Here is a 19,673-nt window from a genome sequence, read left to right on the forward strand (position 1 = left end):
TGCCAGGCCACAGGGCATTCCGTAGCTGCAAATATCGATAGGCCATGGCGCAAAGCGATTCAGGCCACGCCGATGCGATTGCGCCCCTTTTCTTTGGCCTGGTACAGCCCGGTGTCTGCACGCTGTATCAGGGCAATGGGTGCGGTGGTGTCCTGCTCGGGCACCATCGTGGCTACACCGACAGAGATGGTCAGTGTGGCGCCGGGTGCGGGCAGCACATGGGCAATGGCCAGGGCCTGGACGGCACGCCGTGCACCATCGGCCAGCGAGCAGGCGCCTTCGTGGGAGGTATTGGGCAGGATGATGGCGAATTCTTCGCCGCCGTAGCGGGCCACCATGTCACCGGAGCGGGAGCACGATTGTGCGAGAACCTGGGCTACGCTGCGCAAGGCTTCGTCGCCCATCACATGGCCAAAGCTGTCGTTGTAGGGCTTGAAGTAGTCGACATCGATGATCAGCAGAGAGAGCTCCAGCTGCTCTCGCCGCGCACGCTTCCACTCAAGGTCCAGTTGCTCATCGAAGTGTCGGCGGTTCGACAGGCCGGTCAGACCGTCGAGCTTGGTCATGCGCTGCAAGGCAAGATTGCTTTCCACCAGCTGCTGCTGGCTCAGGCGCAATGCCTGGTTGGCCAGGTCGCGTTGCTTCAATGCCAGATAGGCGCGGGAATGGTAGCGGATGCGTGCGATCAGCTCGACCGCATCGGGCAGTTTGACGAGATAGTCATTGGCGCCGATCGCAAATGCCTGGCTCTTGATCTTGGGGTCTTCCTTGGACGACAGCACGATGATGGGGAGATCGCGCAGTTTCGGGTTGCTGCGATACTGGCTCACCAGGATCAGTCCATCAACACCGGGCATCACCAGGTCCTGCAGGATGACGGTCGGCTGAATGCGCTCGGCCATCTCAACGGCTTGGTTCGCGTCGCCGCAGTAGTGGAAGGTGACTCCCGCCTCCTGGGTCAGCATGCGCCGTACGGCCTCCCCGATGATGGCCTGGTCGTCCACCAGCAGAACGCTGACGGCGAACTCGTCCGGCTCCGGGAGGGACATGTTGTCGGGCAGGGTTGGAATGTGAATCATGGATTTCTCTTTACGGCTATCCAGCGACATAGTTCGGCCAGGCGATGGGGTATGCGGTCCAGAGGAAGGATTTCAGCGGCCGCATCGATGGCGGCTGCAGCCTTGGGCATGCCCCACACCACGCTGCTGGACTGGTCCTGGGTAATGGTGGCAAAGCCACGTTCGCGCATGGCCTTGAGGCCATGGGCCCCGTCGCGCCCCATGCCGGTCAGCAGCACACCGATGGCATCGCCTCGCCATTGTTCGGCAAGGCTGTGAAAGAAGACGTCGATCGACGGACGGTAGATCTGCTCGTCGGGCTTGGGGGAGTACTGCAGTTCGCCACGGCGGCTTACCGTCAGGTGCTCATTGCGGCCCGCCAGCAAAACCACACCCGCCTGGGGCATCTCTCCTGCCTCCACCAGCCGTACCGGTAGCGCCGATTCACGTGCCAGCCATTCAGCCATGCCGGCCGAGAATTTGTCATCCAGGTGCTGGACCAGCACCACAGCGGCATCTAGATCCGCCGGTAACTCGTGCAGCAACTGGTTGAGCGTCGCAGGCCCTCCGGCGGAAGCGCCGATTGCAATCAGGCAGGGGCGCTGCGAACTGGTGCGCGGGGCGCGGTGGGCGGGAGGCTGCTGGGAGGTGGTCAGCCAGGCGATGTTCTGGATCTTTCGCAGCAGCAGCGCGGGATTGAATGTGCTGCTGCCAGCCAATTCGGGCAGGTGAACCACATCGAGCGCGCCATGGCCCAGGGCATTGAACGCCCATTCGGTATTGAGCTCGGTCGCCAGATCGAGCAGCAGCAAAGGGCAGGGGGCTTCGTCCATGATCCGCCGCGAGAACGCAACCCGGTCGGCGGTGCCCAGTTGCAGCAGCAGCAACTCGGGAGGGGTATCGCGGCACAGGCGCAGTGCCTGGGCCTCGTCCTGCGCGACCCAGTGGATGTCATGCAGCGGCGCCAGAGCCCGTTCGAGGCGCTGTGCCAACTCAGGGGTGTTGACCATCAATCCAAGCTTCATTCAACGGCCTCGCCGATCAGCATTTGTACTGCTTCTAGTAATGTTTCATCGTGAAAGCTCGACTTGGCAAGGTAGTAGTCGGCTCCCGCATCCAGGCCGCGTCGGCGGTCTTCTTCCCGGTCCTTGTAGGACACAACCACCACGGGCATGGACTGTAGTTGTGCATCACGTCTCACCAGACCTACCAGCTCGATGCCGTCCATGCGAGGCATGTCGATATCGGTCACCAGGAGGTCGTATTTTTCGGACCGAAGGATGTTCCAGCCATCCATGCCATCGACTGCCACGGAGACCGCGTAGCCGCGCCCGACCAGGAGCTTGCGCTCCAGCTCACGCACGGTCAGCGAGTCGTCCACGACCAGGACGCGCTTGCGCCGCAGCGACGGTCCTCCGGACAGCCGTGCAACCCGTTCGACCTGGCCTGCACCCAACAGCTTGTCAGCGGAGTTGAGCAGGTCATCCATATCGATGATGAGCACCGGGCTGCCGTCGTCGAGCAGTGCACCTGCCTCCACGCCGCGCAGCAGGCCCAGACGGGGATCGATGGGCACCACGGCCAGGTTCTGTTCGCTGATGACGCGGTCCACCGCAATGGCGAGGCTGCGATCGTGGTGCGGCACCAGAACCACCGACAGCCCCAGTGGATCGGATTTTCCCTGTGGCAGTTGCAAAAGCTGGTGGGCGGCGACCAGGCCGACAGCGTGGTCGCGCACCCAGACATGCTGCTGGCCTTCGACCATGCTGACGGCGTCTGCAGGAATGCGCAGAGTCTGTTCCACCTGCGCGAGGGGCAGCGCAAGGGCTTCGCCCCCGACCTCCACCACCAGGCAGCGCAGCATCGACAGGGTCAGCGGCAGTTGCAGCTGGAACACGGTTCCACGCCCTTGCTGCTGGCGAACGCGGATGGTGCCGCGCAGCTGGCGCAGCGTATGCTGGACCACATCAAGCCCTACGCCCCGGCCGGAAATCTCGCTGACTTTTTCGTTGACGCTGAAGCCCGGCAGGAACAGAAAAGCCAGCAATTCCTCCTCGTGCATGCGCTGGGCCATGGCTTCGGTGGCCAGCTTGCGTGCGATGACGGTGGCGCGTACGCGATCAAGATCCACGCCGCCCCCGTCGTCCTCGACTTCCAATACCAGAAGCCCGGCGGCATGCCGTGCGCGCAGCACCAGATTTCCCTGCGCGGGCTTGCCGCAGGCCAGGCGCTGCGCGGGGCTCTCAATGCCGTGGTCCACTGCATTGCGCAGCAGCTGGATCAGCGGCGCCTCCAGTACCTCCAGCACATCGCGGTCGCCCTGTATGTCTTCGCCTTCCAGGTTCAGCCACACCTCTTTGCCCAGGCTGCGACCGAGGTCGCGCACCATGCGTGCCTTGCCTGCCATCAGATCGGCGCAGGGCCGCATGCGCGAGGCCAACACGGTGTCATACATGCGCTGGCTGCGCTGCTCGAAGGACCAGCCAAAGCTGTCGAAAGCTTCCGTGTGTTGCTGCAGGTGGCTTTTTGCCTCCAGCGTCCAGTGACTCGCATCGGACAGCAGGGCCTTGGCGCGGGGTGGCAGATCCTGCCCCAGCAGGGCATCACGCAGCCCATGCAGGGAGCGATCCAGATGGTCTTGCAGGCGCTTGAGGCGTGCCAGATCCTGGCTCAGGGATTTGGTGCGCTGCGCCGCCACCAGTGAGCGCCCCGCCAGATCGAGCATGTGGTCGAGGCGTTCGGCCGACACGCGCAGTATGCGGTCGTGCAGCTCGCCAGGAGGCTCGGTCTCGGTGGTTTCAATGACGGCGGCTTCCTCTGCAAGCGCTGGCGTGGGGGCAGGCCAGGCATCTGGTATTTCTGATGTTTCTGGTGCTTCATCCTGCTGCGCATCTGCCGCCAGAATGGCTTGCAGTGCAGCCAGACCTTCGACATTGGCGCCTTCGCTCAGTTGTCGCAAGGCATCCGAGGCGCGTAGCAGCGCATCGATGCGTGTCGTGTTCAGGCGGAGCTTGCCGCTCTGGGCGGCGACCAACAAGTCCTCCATCACATGGGCCAGGGATACGGCGGCGTCGAGCCCGACAATTCGCGCTGCGCCCTTGAGCGAATGCGCTGCGCGCATGCAGGCTTCCAGCTGGGTGGGGTCGGCAGGCTCCCGCTCAAGAACCAGCAGGCCGGTATTCATGACCTGGGTCTGTGCTTGCGCTTCCTGCCGGAATAACTCCAGCATGGAACTGTCTTGATATGCATCAAGGCTCATGGCTTCACCTTTGGAGCCCAGAGGGCGCGGTGGAACGCTGGCATGGCTTGCTGGCTCATCGGAGGCTCCTCAACAAGGCCTGCGACAGGAGATCGGCATCGAGCACGGTGACACTGCGCTGCTGCCACTGCGTCACGGCAGAGGCCAGCTGGCTTGCTGCCAGGCCGCTGGCATGGCTGGTTTTCTGCAGCATGGCGTTCGCCAGCGTGTATATGCCTTCCACGGCCTGGACCTCGGTGACCAGCGCGCCGCCGGGCGCGTCCAGTATCAGCATGCGGGGGCGGTCCTGCGGCGTGGTTTCGGTAGCCAGCCCCAGCACCACCTCCAGCGCCAGGCAGGGAACCAGCGTGCCCCGTACATTGCACAGGCCTCGCAGTGATCGGTTGCGGGGGTATGGCAGTCCGTGAACGGGCACCGGCACGGAAACCTCCAGCAACAGCGTGGAGGGAACGGCCAGCCAGTTTTGCCCCATGCGAAAGATCAGGGCCGACAGGGTGCCGCCCTCCGTCTGGGGGGCAGGCTGCTGGTCTTCGGCGGAGGGCTCATCCATCGCTTCCAGATGCAGTTCATGCCGATCGAGCAGCTGGGAGGCAGCCTCGGCATGGCGCTCGCAGTTATGGCAGTGCACATGCTGGAGCAGCCGCTCGCAGGACCGGTCGCCGCGAACACCGATGCGCTGCCAGCAGGCATCAATCGCCTGGGACTCTGGCGTGAAAATGGAATCAGGACTTGCCGGCATCGTGGGTTTCTCGTTGCTTCAGCCGCTGCTGCAATCGCGCCGCGCCGCTGTGGTCTCCGTGCGTCACCAGGAGGGCTGCCAGGTGTGCCAGCGCGCGGGCGTGGTAGGGATCCAGGTAGAGGGCCTTGCGGTAGTGACGCAGTGCCGCATCGGTCTGGCCTGCGCCGTCACAGATCAGTCCCCACCAGAAGAACAGCTCGGCAGACGGCCCATGCTGGGCCAACTGCCGCGCACAGGCACCGAGCGCTTCTGCGCTGCGTCCCGCGTTGGCGAGCGCGGCAATTTTGCTCAGTCCGGCGGCGGCATCCGCTCCTGCGGGTGTATCCCCTCTGGTGACGGGCGATGGCGCCGGATGGCGCGCTGCCGCCGTGGCGCGGGGCAGCGCAGGCATAGGGATTCTCGGCCTGGCCGCCGCGGGCGACACGGGGCGCGGTGCCATCTGGGGGCTGGACGGGCTGCGCCGACGGAAGGCGAAACTATGCGCTGCATCGAGCGATTCGAAGCCTTGCTGGCTCAGCATGCCTGCTTCGGCAGGCCCGGCAAACAGAAGCCCATCGGTGTGCAACCAGCGCTTGAGATTGGTCAAGGCGCGCAGTTGAGTGGGCTGGTCAAAGTAGATCAGCAGATTGCGACAGAACACGATGTCGTAGGTAAGCAGCGAAGGCGACACGATGCTGTCGAGGATGTTGCCGCACTGAAAGTTCACCATGGCGCGCAGCCTCTCGTGAATACGGTGGGTGCCGTCCTCTTCCCGTTGAAAGTAGCGCTCGCGGATGTCCGGGTCATCGCCGCGAAAGGCATTCACGCCGTATCTGCCGAGAGCCGCCTGCTCTATGCCGCGCTGGCTGATATCCAGTGCATCGATCTGAAACTGCTCTGCGGAAAAATCGGCATCAAGCATGGCAATTGCCATGGAATAGGGCTCTTCACCACTGGAGCAGGGCAGGCTGAGCAGGCGCAGGGGCCGCCCGATGGCGAGCCTGCGCTGCAGCGCCCGCGCTTGCGTGGCCAGCAGGGCGAATGACTCCGGGTAGCGAAAGAACCAGGTCTCCGGAACCACAATGCTCTCGATCAGGGCACGTTGTTCGGTGGGTGATTGGCGGACATGGCTCCAGTAGGCCTCTTCGTCCATGGCGCTGGCCTTCAGCCGTTGCCGCAGCGCGCGCTCGACCGCACCCCGGCCCAGCGTGCTCGCATCGAGCCCGATGAGCGACCGCAGAAGTTGTTCCAGTCTTTCAATCATGCGTGCCTGTCTTCCGGCGGAAACAGCATTTGGGCAACGTCCGGAGGCAACAGCCCTTCAATGGAGATGCGCTGAATCACATCGCCCGGGCCCTGGGCCTGCACCGAGCCGAGATAGGGCACTCCTGCATCCAGACCCATGGGTTGCTGCGCGAGGCTGGGCAGGCGTACCACCTGGTTGGCCTTTTCGAGGATCAGGCCCAGGGACTGGGTGGGCGAATAGTGCAGCAGCACCAGGCGGGTGTTGATGCTGTGCCGGGCCATGTGGCCAAAGATGCGCTGGCACAGATCCAGCACTGGAATGATCTCACCACGGTAGGACAGCAGCCCCGCCACCCAGGCCGGAGCCTCTGGCACATGCTTGAGCCGTTGCAGGGGCATGACTTTGCGCACCACGCTGGCAGGCAGGGCGTAGCGGTCGGCGCCCAGGCTGAACAGCAGGTGCAGCGGCGCAGGTTCCGGTGCGGAAGTCAATGCCACAATTCAGACCTTGAAGCGGCTGACTCCGCTGCGCAGGTTGTTGGCGACATCGCTCATGTTTTCAATGGCCATGCCAGCCTGGTGCAATGATTCGACGGTTTGGCCGCTCGCCTCGGTCAGCTGACTCAGTGCCTGTTCGATCTGCTCGGCACCGCTGGACTGGGTCTGCATGCCTTCGCTGACCTGCTGCATCTGCGGGGCCAGAACCTGAACCTCGTGGATGATCTGGGACAGCTGGTCGCCGACCTGGGTCATTTCGGTATTGCCACGGCGCATTTCCTCGGAGAACTTTTCCATGCCCATGACGCCTGCGGACACCGCAGACTGAATTTCGCGCACCATCTGTTCAATGTCGTAGGTGGCGACGGCGGTCTGGTCCGCCAGTCGGCGCACTTCGGTGGCTACCACGCCGAACCCGCGGCCATATTCGCCCGCCTTCTCGGCCTCGATGGCGGCATTCAGGGAAAGCAGGTTGGTCTGGTCGGCTACCTTGACGATGGTGGTGACGACCTGGTTGATGCCTCCGGCCTTTTCGTTGAGCAGGGCGAGCTTGGCGTTGACCAGTTCGGAGGCGCTGGTCAGCTCCTGCATCACCTCTGCCATGCGCACCACGCCCCGGTGGCCAGAGCCGGCCAGTGTCGCGGTCTGTTCGGAGCGGGCCGAGACATCGCCCATGGTACGCACCAACTCGCGAGAGGTCGCGGCGATCTGGCGCGAGGTGGCACCAATTTCACTGGTGGTGGCGGCAGTTTCCGTCACCGTGGCCTGTTGCTGCTTGGTGGTGGCGGCAACCTCGGTAATGGAGGTGGTCAGCTGCACAGAAGAGCGCTGCGCTTGCACCACCAATTCACGCAACGACGTCACCATGCCGTTGAAGCCTTCTTCAATGGCGGCGAATTCATCGCGGCGGCTGAGGTTGAGCTTGCTGGAGAGGTCGCCGGTGCCTAGGGTCTTCATGGCGGCCAGCGTCGCTTCAATAGGGCGCATGATCGAGCGGTGCAGCAGCAGGCCGCAAACGATGGCCAGCACCAGAGCCAGCACCAGAGCGCCGACGGCCAGGCGTTGGTTGGAGCCCGCGATCTCCTGCATTATCTCCATGGCCTCGATCACTTCATGCTGGTTCATGTCGACAATGCCGCTCACCTGTTCCTGGGCCTTGCGCCACTGGGGAAGCATCTGCTCATTGCGCAATTGCGCAGCCTGCGCAATCTGGCCGCGATCCAGAAAGTCCACCAGCTGATGCGCGTTCTTCTGGTATTCGTCACGCGTGCGCGCGAATTCCGCAGTTGCGTCTCGGTCTACCTGGCGGGTGATGGTGGCGAGGTAGCTGGAATAGGCCTTGTCCAGACTGGCTTCAATGGCGTTCAGCCTCGCCTTTCTTTCGGTGAGCACATCGCCAGCGCGCGATGCATTCGTCTCGGCCTCCCGCAGCAGATTGAGCGTCTGGTAGAAATGGAAGGCCAGATCCTGGCGCATCTGGCCTGCGAAGCCCATGCCCGCCAGATCCGAGGAGAGAACCTCGGCTGCCCGCTCATGGTTGGACGCTGCACGTAAATAAAAGGTGGTGGACATGCCGAACATCACCGCAATAATGAGTGCAAAACTGGCGGAAATCCGCTGGCTGACTGTTAGACCTCTCATCGTATGTCTTTCTGTAGAGCGTGCTCAAATTGTAATGGGTTGTGAGTTTTTGATTCACATTTAATTACGGGGTGCGACTTGTGTTACATAAGCCGAATTGGGAATGAAATCTCTCAAGGCTCCAGGCTGCAGACGTAGTTATATTTCGCAGTAGCTCCTGCGACTGTGGCATTAGAGTATGTCCAAAGCGCTTGGGGCTCGATGCATGGCACTATGTCTGTTGTTTTCCTAATACCAATTCGGGAGACATCAACAGTATTGATGCGGGAATGCGCGCTATTGCGCATGCAGTTAAGACCACGGGGTGTAGATAGCCTGCAGGAACGACAGCAAACACGGCAACTACAGCCAAGCGGTTGCCACACTGACGTTTGCCCATGGTGGCCTGAATTCATTTTCTGCTCCGCAGCCACCCTTGCATTGAAAGGTCTCAGCCTCTCGTCAGGCATGCGCCAGGGCGTTTTGCAGAGGGCCCCTAGGATACATGCATTCAATCACCCCGCAGGGCTTTATTGCGCCATGCTTCCCGATAGATGTATCCGCCAATTTCCGCAAGGGTATGCATTTCAGCCTCTGACAGATAACCTTCGACATCGTGCATCAGGCGAGCAAGCAGGGCCAACGGTGTGTCCAGCTCGAACGGTTCACCCCTTGTATCCAATGCCCGAGCACAGCGCTTGAAATCATCAATGAATGGCTTGAACTCCATGATCCATGGCCCCTCCAGCCCTCCGTCTGATTTGGAGGCTGAAAAAATGCCACCCGGAGGTGGCAAAGTTCACTGTAAAAAGGCCGATCCTGGAGGTACAGGATGTCGTGCAGAAGCGTTTGGGAGAGGGAGAGGCACGAACTCGGCACAAATCTCTATGGAGATATTAGCTTGGAACTATTGAATTGATAGTTCTGTTTGTGTCTTATTCGCTACCAATTGGTAAAAAAAAGAGCCCGCAGAATGCGGGCTCAAGCTTGGGCTAGCTCTGATGTGCTTCTTCTCTGCTCCCTCTCCGGAGTAATAGCATCATAGATCAAATGAATCAAAAAATGAATTCGATTGTTTTAACAAATGTAAGCCCAATGTAAGAAATCCGCCTTGCACCTTCTTGCACTGCCTGGGGGCAAAGGAGAGGCGCGCAGGAATGGCCGGCAGGTGTTCTGTGCCAGAGAATGGTGGCATCTCAAGGTGTCTTCCAGCCCCACTTGGCAAAAATGGCTTGTCCGCCAGGCGATTGCAGAAATTTCACGAATTCCTTTGCCTCGGGAAGTTCTGCTCCCCGATGGGTCAGCACAACACCGGTATCCCGGTAGATACGGAAGGGCTCGTCCATCTCGACAAGTTGCGCCAGTTCCGGGTTTGCCACCTGCCAGATGTTCCAGATCAGCCACACATCGATGTCTGTCTGCTCGATCCAGCGCTTACGTGCCTCGGCGCTATTGGCAGCTTCGGGCAGAAGGAGGTTCTTGCGGAAGGCCCGCAGCGTATCGATATCGCCGGTACGGCCGGCAACGTCTTCCCACAGGCCGTTCTGACCGGCGCCCGCAACGGCAAGAACCTTGATGCCGGGGGCGAGCACATCACGGAAGCCTTTGATGCCCTTGGGATTGCCGGGCCTCACCAGGATGGCGACAGGCCGCAGGTACAGGGGCTCTGCGTCCCGCAGGTCGAAGATGCCGGGCATGGCCTTGGCGAAATCGCTCATCATGTTTTCGGCGCCGCTGAATACCACGTGGGCATCGTTTCTGGCCTTGTCCACCCACTGCGGCGTAGGCCCGGCGACGATGTTGACCTTGACCTTGCTGGCTTCGCCAAATTCCTTGGCCGCCTGCTTCATGGCTGGGGCGGGGCCGCCGGGCCCGTATACGTTGATCACTGGATCGGCGTGGGCAACATGGGATACGGCGAAGCCAATGCATGCTGCCAGCGAGACCAGCAGTGACTGGAGGGAAAGGCGAAAGTGTCTGGTTTTTTTCATGGTGCTTGTTCAATCGAATTCAGGGAGACAAGGCACGGCCATGGGTCTTTCAACCCTGGGCATGCAGGCCGAGCTGGCAATGGATGGAAAAGATAAATGGAGGCAAGGAGATACCTTCGGTGGACGTTTGAGAGGTGCGGAATATTCCAGTCCCGCGCACAGGGGGCTGTGATACGGTGGCAACCACCTTCGGCGTTCCGCCAGAAGCAAGCCGCCAACTGGCTGGCTGCTGCGTGTTGCGCAGGGTCATCCGTGCTTGAGTTGCCGGTAGACCTCTTGCGAGACCCGCATCAGCTCTGCCTTGTCGGCACCCGCAGAGATGGCGTAACCCAGGTTGTCCTCCACCCAATAGAACACGTTGACGGGGCCATCCTGGCCGAACTTGAATTGCGCATCGCCTTGGCCGGGAACCTCGCGTGTCACATAGAGCGTCAGGCGCTGTCCGGCAGGGGTGCCGTACATGAACTGGGCGACCGGGCCATTGCCGCCGGGCAGAAGGCGCCCACCCATCAATTCATAGCCCAGCCCGGCCAATTGAGGCGGGCGTACTTCCGTCCCCATGCGTTTGGTGAGCCAGGTGACCAGTGCCTGCTCCTGGTCGGCGCCAATTTCCACGGGCCGCCGGACATCCGGGCTGTACACGACGTGGGCAATGGCTGCGCGTTGCGCAAACCCGCTCAAAGCGCCATTGCTGGCGGCCACCGTCTGGGTGTGGCGCGCCAGGGCAAGCCGTGTCGTCTCAGCATCGACCGCACCCCGAATGGACCATGCCGACCCTGCGCTGACAACCGCAATCACCACCCCGGCTGCCAGGCTGCGCCATGGAAACCTTGATGCCACTGGCCGGAGTGGCAGGCCAAGGGGCAACGGCTCGTCGAGCACCGGGGCCAGCATTTCGCGCAGGCGCGCATTCTGCTGTTGCCAATCCTGCACACGGGCAAGCTCTTGCGGGTGTTCCGCGAGGTATTGTTCCACCTGGATGCGCCGCGCATGGGTCAGTTGCTGGTCTGCATAGGCGTGCAGATCGGCTTCTGTGACGGGTGGCACCGTGCTGGAGTCGAGGGCCTTGATCTGTGGGGTGTCCATGATCACTTCACGCGTTGAATTTTGTGGGAGGCGACCGTGACCTTGTCCGGGCTGCTGCCGCTTGCAGCAATCTCGTCGCGCAAGCGGGCACGGGCGCGGGAGAGGCGGGACATCACGGTGCCTATCGGCACGCCGACGACGGTGGCCACCTCCTGGTAGCTGAGCTCTTCGACACTGACAAGCAGCAGCACCTCCCGCTGCTCGGGAGGGAGCCGTTGCAACAGGCGATCGAGATCACGGATTTCCAGTGCGTCGGCCTGCTGCGGCCGCTGGGGCATTTCAGGAAGGTCGTCACCCACGCTGTCCTCGGGCCGGCTGCGCTGCGCACGGATGCGATCAATGAACTGGTTGTGCATGATGCCGAACATCCAGGCCCGCAGTTCACTGTGCTTTTGCCACATGGAAAAGCGCGACCAGGCGCGCTCCAGCGTATCCTGCACCAGGTCGTCAGCCCGGTCAGGGTCTGACATCAGCCCGCGCGCATACCGCCGCAGGCTGGGAATGCAGGCCACGATCTCCGCTTCGTCCTGTGCGCGCATAGAAGTCCAGGCAGGTTCAATCCAGATCAGCAGTGGCTGCGGCTTACTTGATGACGTGCCACACGCCCTTGAAATTGTCGCCCGTTGCGTCGCCCGCCTTCTTGTCTGCTGCATAGGTATACAGCGGCTTGCCCTTGTGGGCCCATTGCTTGCTGCCGTCGTCGCGGGTGATCACGCTGAAGTCGCCTTCGGGTTTTGCATCGGCCGAGGCAGAGACTGCCGGCCACAACTCGATGCAGGGGCCATTGCACATGCTCTTGTTGCTGCCGGCCACGTCCTTGTCGAAAGTGTAGAGCGTCATGCCGCTGGCATTGACGAGCACGCCGCCAGCCATGGTGGCTACAGGCTCGGCCTGGGCCACGGAAGCAAAAGCGGCTGCAAGGGCCAGGGCCAGCACGGGGAGATTACGGATTTTCATGGCGTATATCTTTCAAGATGAAGTGTAGGTATCCAGGTAGACGTACGCCGGGCTTTCGATATTCCACGGTGGCCGAAAATTTTTTTCGATGCTTCGCCACAGTCAGGGTTTCGACCCCAGGCCTTCGGAGATAAGCCATTGGAATACCTGCGAGACGATGGGAGAACGCGTCTGCCCCGCAACCCCTGACAGCCACCAGGTTGCCCCGGGCAGACGAGGGTACTGCTCAAGAATCTGCAACTGGCCGCGCACGAGGCTGGCATCGACGAGCAGGCGCGGCAGACAGGCGATTCCCCGACCCTCCAGAATGGCGTCCAGCACGAGGCGCGGGTCGTCATAGATGGCACGCTTGCGAAAGTGCGCGAGCGGCCCCAGAAAGACCGCGGCCGTTGCCTCGCCGGTCAGGCTCTCTTCCAGGCAGATCAGATCGGCGTGCAGATGGTGTTGGGCCTGCGCAAGAGGGGCAAGTTTCCCAGCCAGGTCGGTATTCGCCACCAGTACCCATTCGTCCTGCAGGAATGGTCTTTCATCCAGGCCCGCCTGCTGAAGCGGCCTGTCACTGATGGCGATATCGACATCGATTTCATCGACAAACCGGGCGCTTTCGTCCACGGACAGCAGCAGGCACAACTGCGGGTGCCGGGCTTCCAGAGCGCGCAATCTCGGCTGCAGCCAGCCGTGCAGCAATGGCGCGGGGCAAACCAGCACCACCAGACCGGGATCCAGGTAGGTGCTGATCCGGCCCAGGCCGCTGCGCAGGACGGTGAGTGTGCGTTGAACACTGCGCAGCAGCACCTCGCCAGCAACGGTCAGCTCCACACCACGGCCTGCGCGGCGAAACAGCGGTTGCATGATCTGCTCTTCCAACTGCTGCACCTGGTGACTGATGGCCGACTGTGTCACATGCAACTCGTCTGCCGCTCGCGAAAAACTGCCATGCCGGGCCGCCGCCTCAAAGCCCATCAACAGTTTCAGCGAAGGGATACGATGTTCTGACATATGAGAAAAATTAATTTGCTGAGGCAAATATTATCATTTGATCTCATATCTTGATCCATCCACAATGCGACCAGCCTGATGCGGAAGGGATTTCCGTATCGATTCTGTAAGCGGACAAGGATGGATGATGAGGACACGTCGATATTTCATGCGCCATTGCGCAGCGGGGGGCAGCGCGATTGCGGTAGGCAGCTTGCTGACCGCCTGTGGTGGCGGTGACGCGGGAGAGGTTGAAGCTCGGCCCCCTGCGGACAGCAGCAATGCCCACGGTCAGGGCGAGCAGGACCCAGCCAACGGCTGGCGCATGCCCGATGAGGCAGAAGCCCACAAGGCGACGTGGATGGCTTTCGGCGCCTCGGATGCCATCTGGTCACGTGCGCAAGTGCCACAGGTGCAACTGGCGCTGGCGCGCATTGCCAATGCCATTGCTGCCCATGAGCCTGTCAACATGCTGGTGCGACAGGCGGAAATGGACAGCGCACGTCAAATGCTCGATGCGCGTGTCGTGCTCATTCCCGCCCAGATGGACGACCTGTGGATGCGCGATACCGGCCCCGTCTTTGTACGCAAGCAAAACGGCGAGCGGGCCTGCGTCAAGTTCAATTTCAACGGCTGGGGCAAAAAGCAGCAATCCGGCTTTGACAGCAAGGTGGCCGATGAAGTCAGCGCCAAGGCGCAACTGCCGCTGCTTGCCACGCGTCTGGTGCTGGAAGGTGGGGCGCTGGAGGTCGATGGCAAGGGCACGGCCATCATCACCGAGAGCTGTGTGCTCAATGACAACCGCAACCCAGGCTGGAGCAAGGCCGACTGCGAAGCGGAGCTGCGCCGTTTGCTGGGTATTCGCAAGGTGATCTGGTTGCCGGGAATCAAGAATCGGGACATTACCGATGCGCACACGGACTTCTATGCCCGCTTTGTGCGGCCAGGCGTGGTCGTGGCGCACCGGGAGATGCATCCGGACTCCTACGACTATGCGTTGACCCGGCGGCATCTGGATATCTTGCGCAGTGCCACCGATGCGGACAACCAGCCGCTGCAGATCGTGGTCATCGACGGTCCTGAGCAGATCCGGCCTGGAAACAATCCGAATACCTTCGCTGCAGGCTACATCAACTACTATGCGACCAGCAGCGCCATTTTTCTGCCGGAGTTCGGGGATGTGATTGCGGATGCTGGCGCCAAGGCGATGTACATGCAGTTGTATCCAGGGCGTGAGGTGATCCAGATCAATATCGACCCCATCGCCGCTGGCGGAGGTGGCATTCATTGCACCACCCAGCAAGAAGTCATCTAAGAACCTGTTCAAAGAGAGAACAACATGCAAAGACGACAACTTCTTTCGGCAACCATGGGGCTGGTGGCAGGTACCACGGTGGGCCTGCCAGCTTTTTCTGCCCCTGCTGCCAATGCCGGATGGCGCATGCCGGACGAAGGGGAACGCCACACGGCGACCTGGATGGCTTTTGGTGCCAATGATGAGGTGTGGGGCAGGCGGCTGAAATCAGGGGCGCAGGCCAATCTGGCGCGTATCGCACAAGCCATCGCCAGCGTCGAGCCCGTGCACATGCTGGTCAACGAGCAGGATTACGACCTGGCCGCGCGGCTGTGCGGCAACAAGGTCAACCTGGTGGTGCAACCCATTGATGACCTGTGGATGCGCGATACCGGACCGGTCTTCGTGAAAAATGCAGGCGGCGCGTTCTCAGGCGTGAACTTCAACTTCAATGGCTGGGGCAGAAAGCAGGAACACAGGGATGACGCGCGGGTCGCTGGCTTCGTCGCCGGCAGAGCTGGTGTCCCCATTCTGAAAAGCACCCTGGTGCTGGAAGGCGGCGGTATCGAAGTCGACGGCCAGGGAACGGCCATCATCACGGAAAGCTGTGTGTTGAACCCCAACCGCAACCCCGGCGTCAGCAAGGCGCAGTGCGAGCAGGAGCTGCAACGGGTACTGGGTATCGAGAAGGTCATCTGGCTGCCCGGCATTGCCGGCCGAGACATCACCGATGGCCACACGGATTTCTATGCCCGATTCTGTGCGCCCGGGGTAGTGGTTGCGGGTTTTGAGAGCGACACCTCATCGCCGGAACATGCGATCACCCAGCGCCATCTCGATATCCTGCGCAAGGCCACGGACGTGCGTGGCAGCCAGTTGAAGGTGGTGCGCATGCCAGGGCCCGATTACGTGCGACCGCAATATGAAAACAAGGACTTCGCTGCCGGGTACATCAATTTCTACGTGTGCAATGGAGCGGTGATCAGCCCCGAATTCGGCCACGCGCAGGCCGACCGCAACACCAAAGCCATCCTGCGCGAGCAGTTTCCCGGGCGCGAGATCGTGCAACTCAATATCGACGCCATTGCCGCCGGTGGTGGAGGGATTCACTGCACCACGCAGCAGCAGCCAGCCTGAGAACGCAAACACGTTCTCAGAATTCGTCCGTGCTCAGGCAGCAGTAGCCACTGCCGCTTCGTCGATCAGCGCGGCGACATCCACGGGCAAGGAGGCAAGGGATGCGTGGCTTGCATTGAGCGTCACCACCTTGCGGGCATTCATGCGGGCTGACATCCATTTCTGGTTTTCGGGGGCAATCATGTGATCCTGGCTGGAGACCTGGTACCAGGAGGGTTTGTGCTTCCAGGCGGGGGCGGTCACGGGGTCGCCAAAAGTCTTTGCCAGCGGCGCTTTCTGGGTCACGGCCATCACCAGGCCTTCTTCTGCGGAAAGATCCTGGCAGAAGCTCTCATGGAACTTGTCAGCCTTCAGCCACAGATAGCCATCGCTGTCAGGCGCCAGATTCGGCGCTGCCGCGGGCAGGTGCTGCTGCGTGATGCCGCCCGGGCTCTCTCCGGCATCGGGGGCAAATGCCGCAATGTAGACCAGCGCCTTCACATCGGGATGATTGCCTGCCTCGCTGATGACTGCGCCCCCATACGAGTGGCCCACGAGCACCACCGGGCCATTGACCTGCGCAATCATCTTGCGTGTTCTTTCCGCATCATCGGCAAGGGAGGTCAATGGGTTTTCCACTGCGCGGATGTCCGTGTAACCACGCCTGCTCAGTTCAAGTATCACCTTGGCCCAATGGGCGGCACCGCCCCAGAAACCGTGCACTAGTATGACCGTTGGTTTGCTCATGGCGCTATCTCTCCATTTCACTCGGGTGACCTGGGTTGGTGGAGGCTCTGGCACTGACGCGTACCCAGCATGCACGTCAGAACAGCCGCGAATGTCAGGCCCCATGATGGATGGACAGTGGCACCAGGTCAACTCAGCGCGGGGACCCAGGCAAGTATTGGGGCAAAAGAAAACCACCCGAAGGTGGTTGTCGTTTCAGACGGATTGCCTGCGGATTGCGGCGATGCCCAGCAGGGCAAGCAAAGCAGCCATTCCCATCAAAGCCCACTCGCCCAGCGTTGGAACATTGGCGGGTTGTGCAGGCGGCTTGGGAGGGGCGATGATCTTGCCGGATGCCGCACTGCAGGTTTCCGTACCTGGTGATGTGCCGGTCTTTGCGGCCGGGGTCACGCAGTAGTAGAGGTACATATCCGCATCAGCGGCCTGCAGCGTGTACGACGTGCTTGCAGCTGCGCCGCCCGTAGAGCCACTGGCGACGGTGGTGCCGTCGCCGGAGCTGGCAATCGATGCATTGGGGCTGGTGACGAACTTGTAGGTGGTTCCTGCAGGATCTTCCACATCCGACTCGGTGTCCGCATAGGTGTAGGTTCCCGTCATGGTGGAGCCGACCTGGGTGGCTCCCGAGATAGCGGGCACTGCAGTGGGTGCAACATTCGGGGCACATGCATTGGTGCCGGAGATGGCTGCGGCAAATCCCATGAAGTTCGGGCTGCTCTTGACGTAGACGGTGAGAGTGTTGGCGCCGGGCTGCCAGTCGGGCGAGGCCATGCTGGCAATCGTCAGCCAGCGGCCGGTGCCAAATCCGTTGTAGTTGAACTGGTTGGTTCCGCCGGCTTGTGGCAGACCCCAGGTACCGGCCCCACGCGCGAGCTGTGATTTGCCGTTGATGAAGATATCGACGACGGAGTTGTCTGCGCTGTAGGTCATTGAGGGCTGAAAGCTGCCCAGAGAGACGGTGGATGCAAGATTGAACTGCACCTGAAAGAGCCCATCGATGTTGCCGAAGTTCGAGCCATCGGTGTAGGGTTGGCTGCCAAAGGCATCCATGCCGATCCATTTGGCGGTGCTGCTGTTGGCAGGCGTACTGCTCCAGCTTGCTGTAGGGGCGGTCACCAGCTTCGCATCACCAAATGCACCCCAGTTGGCGGGATCGCTGCCAGAGTACGTGCGTAGGTATTGAAACTTCCAGTTCAGGTCTGTCGCAGGGTCGCCTGCACTGGTCTGTCCCGTGTTGAGTTGCGCAACCGAATTGGGCTTGCAGTCGATCGTCGGCAGAACCTGGGCTTGAACCTGCCCGGCAAACCAGAGGCCCGCCAGCAGAGATGAGGCGGCCCATCTGGCGCTAGTCAATTTTTTGATTTGCGACATTTATAGCCTTTTTCTATTAAAAACAAAAAATCATTCTAATAATAAATTGGAGGAATTTATCAATGAAATCAAATCAATTCTTAACGGCTAAGCTGGAATGGCCAACGCAGCCTGCACTGGAGCGGACGAAGTGGGGGGGGCTGCAGCGTTGCCGTTGAATGCCACTTCTGCAATGGGGCACCATTACCCGGGGTGGAGCCTGTGAGTGCTCCGTTTTACATAGCGTAAGGCACAAATCGTTTGTGCACTGGAGGGCGAAACACGCTTGCATCGCAAAAAGCGGATGCCATTAGCTGTTGCCAGCCAGACGGGCTTCACGGCACACCTGCCGGCGCAGTTGTGAGGGGCAAAAGCCCATTCGTGTCCTACGCGGGCAAAAGCGAAGGCGCACTAGGATCTGGTGTCTGCTTGCAACTGGAGGGCACTGCGCCATGAACCCCACCGATTCTGCTGTCTCCGTGATCTGGAACACGATTGCCAAGGAGCTGTCCGACCTGCCCGACCTGGAGCAGGCGACACGCATTGTCTTCAAGCTGGTACTGGCGGCGCTGTTGGGCGGTCTGCTGGGGTTTGAGCGTGAAGCCAGTGGCAAGGCGGCGGGTTTGCGCACGCATATGCTGGTGGCCATGGGGGCTGCCATGTTTCTGGCGATTGCGCAGTTGCTGGGCGTGAATGCGCAGGAGTCCAGCCGGGTGATGCAGGGCGTGATTGCAGGCGTGGGCTTCTTGGGCGCAGGCGCGATCCTGAAATCGTCCAAAGGCGGCGAGGAAGATGTCAAGGGGCTCACGACAGCGGCTGGCATCTGGTTCACCGCCGCCATTGGCGTCGCCGTCGGTGTGGGCGAGGAGTCTGCCGCCATCTTCTGTACGGTGATTGCGCTTATCGTGCTGATGGTGGTGCCCTGGCTCACCAAGGATCGTTGGTCCAAAAAATAGAGCGCTGGTTCAATTCATTAAGATATTAAATATATAGCAATCATGAATGTCTGATGGCAGCCGGGACAGTGGTTTCGCTGAGGTCGTGTTTCTCAAGCCTCCTTGGCCATGCATGGGTTTTCCGTGCAGTCAAGGCGAAATTGGCCTTCCTGCAGCAGCCGGTATTTTTCGCTGCAGTACATTCTGAGGCAGGGCTAGGTGCACCAGCTAGCTCCTTCAATATGGCGGATTGTGGGCTTGCCGGGTGAGGAGGATATTTCGCTATGGGCTTCGTGATAGATCTGATTCTCGGTATTTTCGATTTTGTCGTGGATGTCCTGCTGTTCAGGCATTTGCGTGGCAAGGCAGGCCATGCCCCTCGCAGTGTGGCTGATGATGCCATGACCGTCGCGTACTTCGACTATGTGACGCTGGTATGGGTGGCATTGGTCAGTGTCGGGTTGATGTTCCTTCTGATTTTTGCTTTCGATGTGCCGGTAGTCTGGGGCATCGGTATCGGCCTGGTCGTGGCTGCTGTCTGGGGATGCCGAAAGTATTACCAGCTGATCCGGCAGGAATAGCGATTGAGGTGATCGCGGCCGGAGTAATGCCCAGTACGTTGTGGCTGTAGGCATAGGGCGAAAGTGCATGGGTGACCAATGTGGGCGTCGGGGGCTGAACGCTAGGATCGGAGGCGATTCCACATAGCAGTGTGCTGCGCCATGAACCCGTCTGATTCGGCTGTAGCCATTATCGGGATCACCATTGCCTAGGTGTATGGTCCCAGATTTTAATGGTGCAATCTTCTCTCATGAATGGAAGGA

20 protein-coding genes are annotated in these 19,673 nt (G+C 60.9%); 5 read left to right on the forward strand and 15 right to left on the reverse strand.

Annotated elements, in window-relative coordinates; translation table 11 throughout:
* Window positions 1-59: 59 nt before the first annotated feature.
* From LAD35_RS08870 to LAD35_RS08900, 7 genes are all read right to left on the reverse strand, one after another.
* Window positions 60-1,079 carry a diguanylate cyclase gene (locus LAD35_RS08870; protein WP_396022780.1) on the reverse strand — a complete coding sequence of 340 codons (1,020 nt, stop codon included), beginning with the start codon at window positions 1,077-1,079 and terminating at the stop codon, window positions 60-62.
* Window positions 1,076-2,083, reverse strand: a complete 1,008-nt coding sequence (gene cheB / locus LAD35_RS08875; protein ID WP_224152316.1) for a chemotaxis-specific protein-glutamate methyltransferase CheB — start codon at window positions 2,081-2,083, stop codon at window positions 1,076-1,078. Before cheB ends, LAD35_RS08870 begins: the two co-directional genes overlap by 4 nt.
* Entirely contained in the window at window positions 2,080-4,287 is a 2,208-nt protein-coding gene (locus LAD35_RS08880) for a hybrid sensor histidine kinase/response regulator (RefSeq protein ID WP_317986738.1), read from the reverse strand. The genes cheB and LAD35_RS08880 overlap by 4 nt, the downstream gene beginning before the upstream one ends.
* An 85-nt stretch (window positions 4,288-4,372) precedes the next feature.
* Entirely contained in the window at window positions 4,373-5,056 is a 684-nt protein-coding gene (locus LAD35_RS08885) for a chemotaxis protein CheW (protein ID WP_224152318.1), read from the reverse strand.
* Window positions 5,040-6,299 (reverse strand): CheR family methyltransferase, encoded by a 1,260-nt coding sequence (locus LAD35_RS08890; RefSeq protein WP_224152319.1) that lies wholly within the window; start codon window positions 6,297-6,299, stop codon window positions 5,040-5,042. The genes LAD35_RS08885 and LAD35_RS08890 overlap by 17 nt, the downstream gene beginning before the upstream one ends.
* Window positions 6,296-6,778, reverse strand: a complete 483-nt coding sequence (locus LAD35_RS08895; RefSeq protein ID WP_224152320.1) for a chemotaxis protein CheW — start codon at window positions 6,776-6,778, stop codon at window positions 6,296-6,298. The genes LAD35_RS08890 and LAD35_RS08895 overlap by 4 nt, the downstream gene beginning before the upstream one ends.
* Before the next feature lie 3 nt (window positions 6,779-6,781).
* Window positions 6,782-8,350: a methyl-accepting chemotaxis protein gene (locus LAD35_RS08900; RefSeq protein ID WP_317986739.1), complete on the reverse strand. Its 1,569-nt coding sequence runs from the start codon at window positions 8,348-8,350 to the stop codon at window positions 6,782-6,784.
* Here LAD35_RS08900 and LAD35_RS22280 point away from each other — a divergent pair.
* Window positions 8,349-8,483 carry a hypothetical protein gene (locus LAD35_RS22280; protein ID WP_263434677.1) on the forward strand — a complete coding sequence of 45 codons (135 nt, stop codon included), beginning with the start codon at window positions 8,349-8,351 and terminating at the stop codon, window positions 8,481-8,483. The two genes, LAD35_RS08900 and LAD35_RS22280, sit on opposite strands and share 2 nt — an antisense overlap.
* A gap of 426 nt (window positions 8,484-8,909) precedes the next feature.
* On the opposite strand, the gene LAD35_RS08905 is transcribed toward LAD35_RS22280, so the two are convergent.
* The 6 genes from LAD35_RS08905 to LAD35_RS08930 form a co-directional block, all read right to left on the reverse strand.
* Window positions 8,910-9,128, reverse strand: coding sequence for a hypothetical protein (locus LAD35_RS08905; RefSeq protein ID WP_224152321.1), 219 nt, complete (start codon window positions 9,126-9,128; stop codon window positions 8,910-8,912).
* A 466-nt stretch (window positions 9,129-9,594) separates the two neighbouring features.
* Window positions 9,595-10,389, reverse strand: coding sequence for a substrate-binding domain-containing protein (locus tag LAD35_RS08910; protein ID WP_224152322.1), 795 nt, complete (start codon window positions 10,387-10,389; stop codon window positions 9,595-9,597).
* A gap of 246 nt (window positions 10,390-10,635) precedes the next feature.
* Window positions 10,636-11,475 (reverse strand): anti-sigma factor family protein, encoded by an 840-nt coding sequence (locus LAD35_RS08915; RefSeq protein ID WP_224152323.1) that lies wholly within the window; start codon window positions 11,473-11,475, stop codon window positions 10,636-10,638.
* Between the two features lie 2 nt (window positions 11,476-11,477).
* Window positions 11,478-12,014: an RNA polymerase sigma factor gene (locus LAD35_RS08920; RefSeq protein ID WP_224152324.1), complete on the reverse strand. Its 537-nt coding sequence runs from the start codon at window positions 12,012-12,014 to the stop codon at window positions 11,478-11,480.
* A gap of 43 nt (window positions 12,015-12,057) precedes the next feature.
* The gene (locus tag LAD35_RS08925) at window positions 12,058-12,432 is read right to left on the reverse strand and encodes a COG4315 family predicted lipoprotein (protein ID WP_224152325.1); all 375 of its coding nucleotides are present in this window, start codon (window positions 12,430-12,432) and stop codon (window positions 12,058-12,060) included.
* A 102-nt stretch (window positions 12,433-12,534) separates the two neighbouring features.
* The gene (locus LAD35_RS08930; protein WP_224152326.1) at window positions 12,535-13,431 is read right to left on the reverse strand and encodes a LysR family transcriptional regulator; all 897 of its coding nucleotides are present in this window, start codon (window positions 13,429-13,431) and stop codon (window positions 12,535-12,537) included.
* A 124-nt stretch (window positions 13,432-13,555) separates the two neighbouring features.
* Between LAD35_RS08930 and LAD35_RS08935 the strand changes: the two genes are divergently transcribed.
* Together LAD35_RS08935 and LAD35_RS08940 are read left to right on the forward strand one after the other, a co-directional pair.
* Complete coding sequence (locus LAD35_RS08935; RefSeq protein ID WP_224152327.1) at window positions 13,556-14,725, forward strand: agmatine deiminase family protein; 1,170 nt, start codon at window positions 13,556-13,558, stop codon at window positions 14,723-14,725.
* A gap of 24 nt (window positions 14,726-14,749) precedes the next feature.
* Window positions 14,750-15,841, forward strand: a complete 1,092-nt coding sequence (locus LAD35_RS08940; protein ID WP_224152328.1) for an agmatine deiminase family protein — start codon at window positions 14,750-14,752, stop codon at window positions 15,839-15,841.
* 33 nt (window positions 15,842-15,874) lie between these two features.
* Here the strand turns inward: LAD35_RS08940 and LAD35_RS08945 are convergent, their stop codons facing one another.
* The gene (locus tag LAD35_RS08945) at window positions 15,875-16,567 is read right to left on the reverse strand and encodes an alpha/beta hydrolase (RefSeq protein ID WP_224152329.1); all 693 of its coding nucleotides are present in this window, start codon (window positions 16,565-16,567) and stop codon (window positions 15,875-15,877) included.
* A 195-nt stretch (window positions 16,568-16,762) separates the two neighbouring features.
* Window positions 16,763-17,917, reverse strand: a complete 1,155-nt coding sequence (locus LAD35_RS08950) for an IPTL-CTERM sorting domain-containing protein (protein WP_224152330.1) — start codon at window positions 17,915-17,917, stop codon at window positions 16,763-16,765.
* A 449-nt stretch (window positions 17,918-18,366) separates the two neighbouring features.
* Between LAD35_RS08950 and LAD35_RS08955 the strand changes: the two genes are divergently transcribed.
* Complete coding sequence (locus LAD35_RS08955) at window positions 18,367-18,870, forward strand: MgtC/SapB family protein (protein WP_224152331.1); 504 nt, start codon at window positions 18,367-18,369, stop codon at window positions 18,868-18,870.
* Between the two features lie 263 nt (window positions 18,871-19,133).
* Window positions 19,134-19,430, forward strand: coding sequence for a hypothetical protein (locus LAD35_RS08960; protein WP_224152332.1), 297 nt, complete (start codon window positions 19,134-19,136; stop codon window positions 19,428-19,430).
* The last annotated feature ends 243 nt before the right edge of the window (window positions 19,431-19,673 follow it).

Origin of the sequence: Comamonas odontotermitis, assembly GCF_020080045.1 — a bacterium.
Lineage (GTDB): Bacteria > Pseudomonadota > Gammaproteobacteria > Burkholderiales > Burkholderiaceae_C > Comamonas > Comamonas odontotermitis.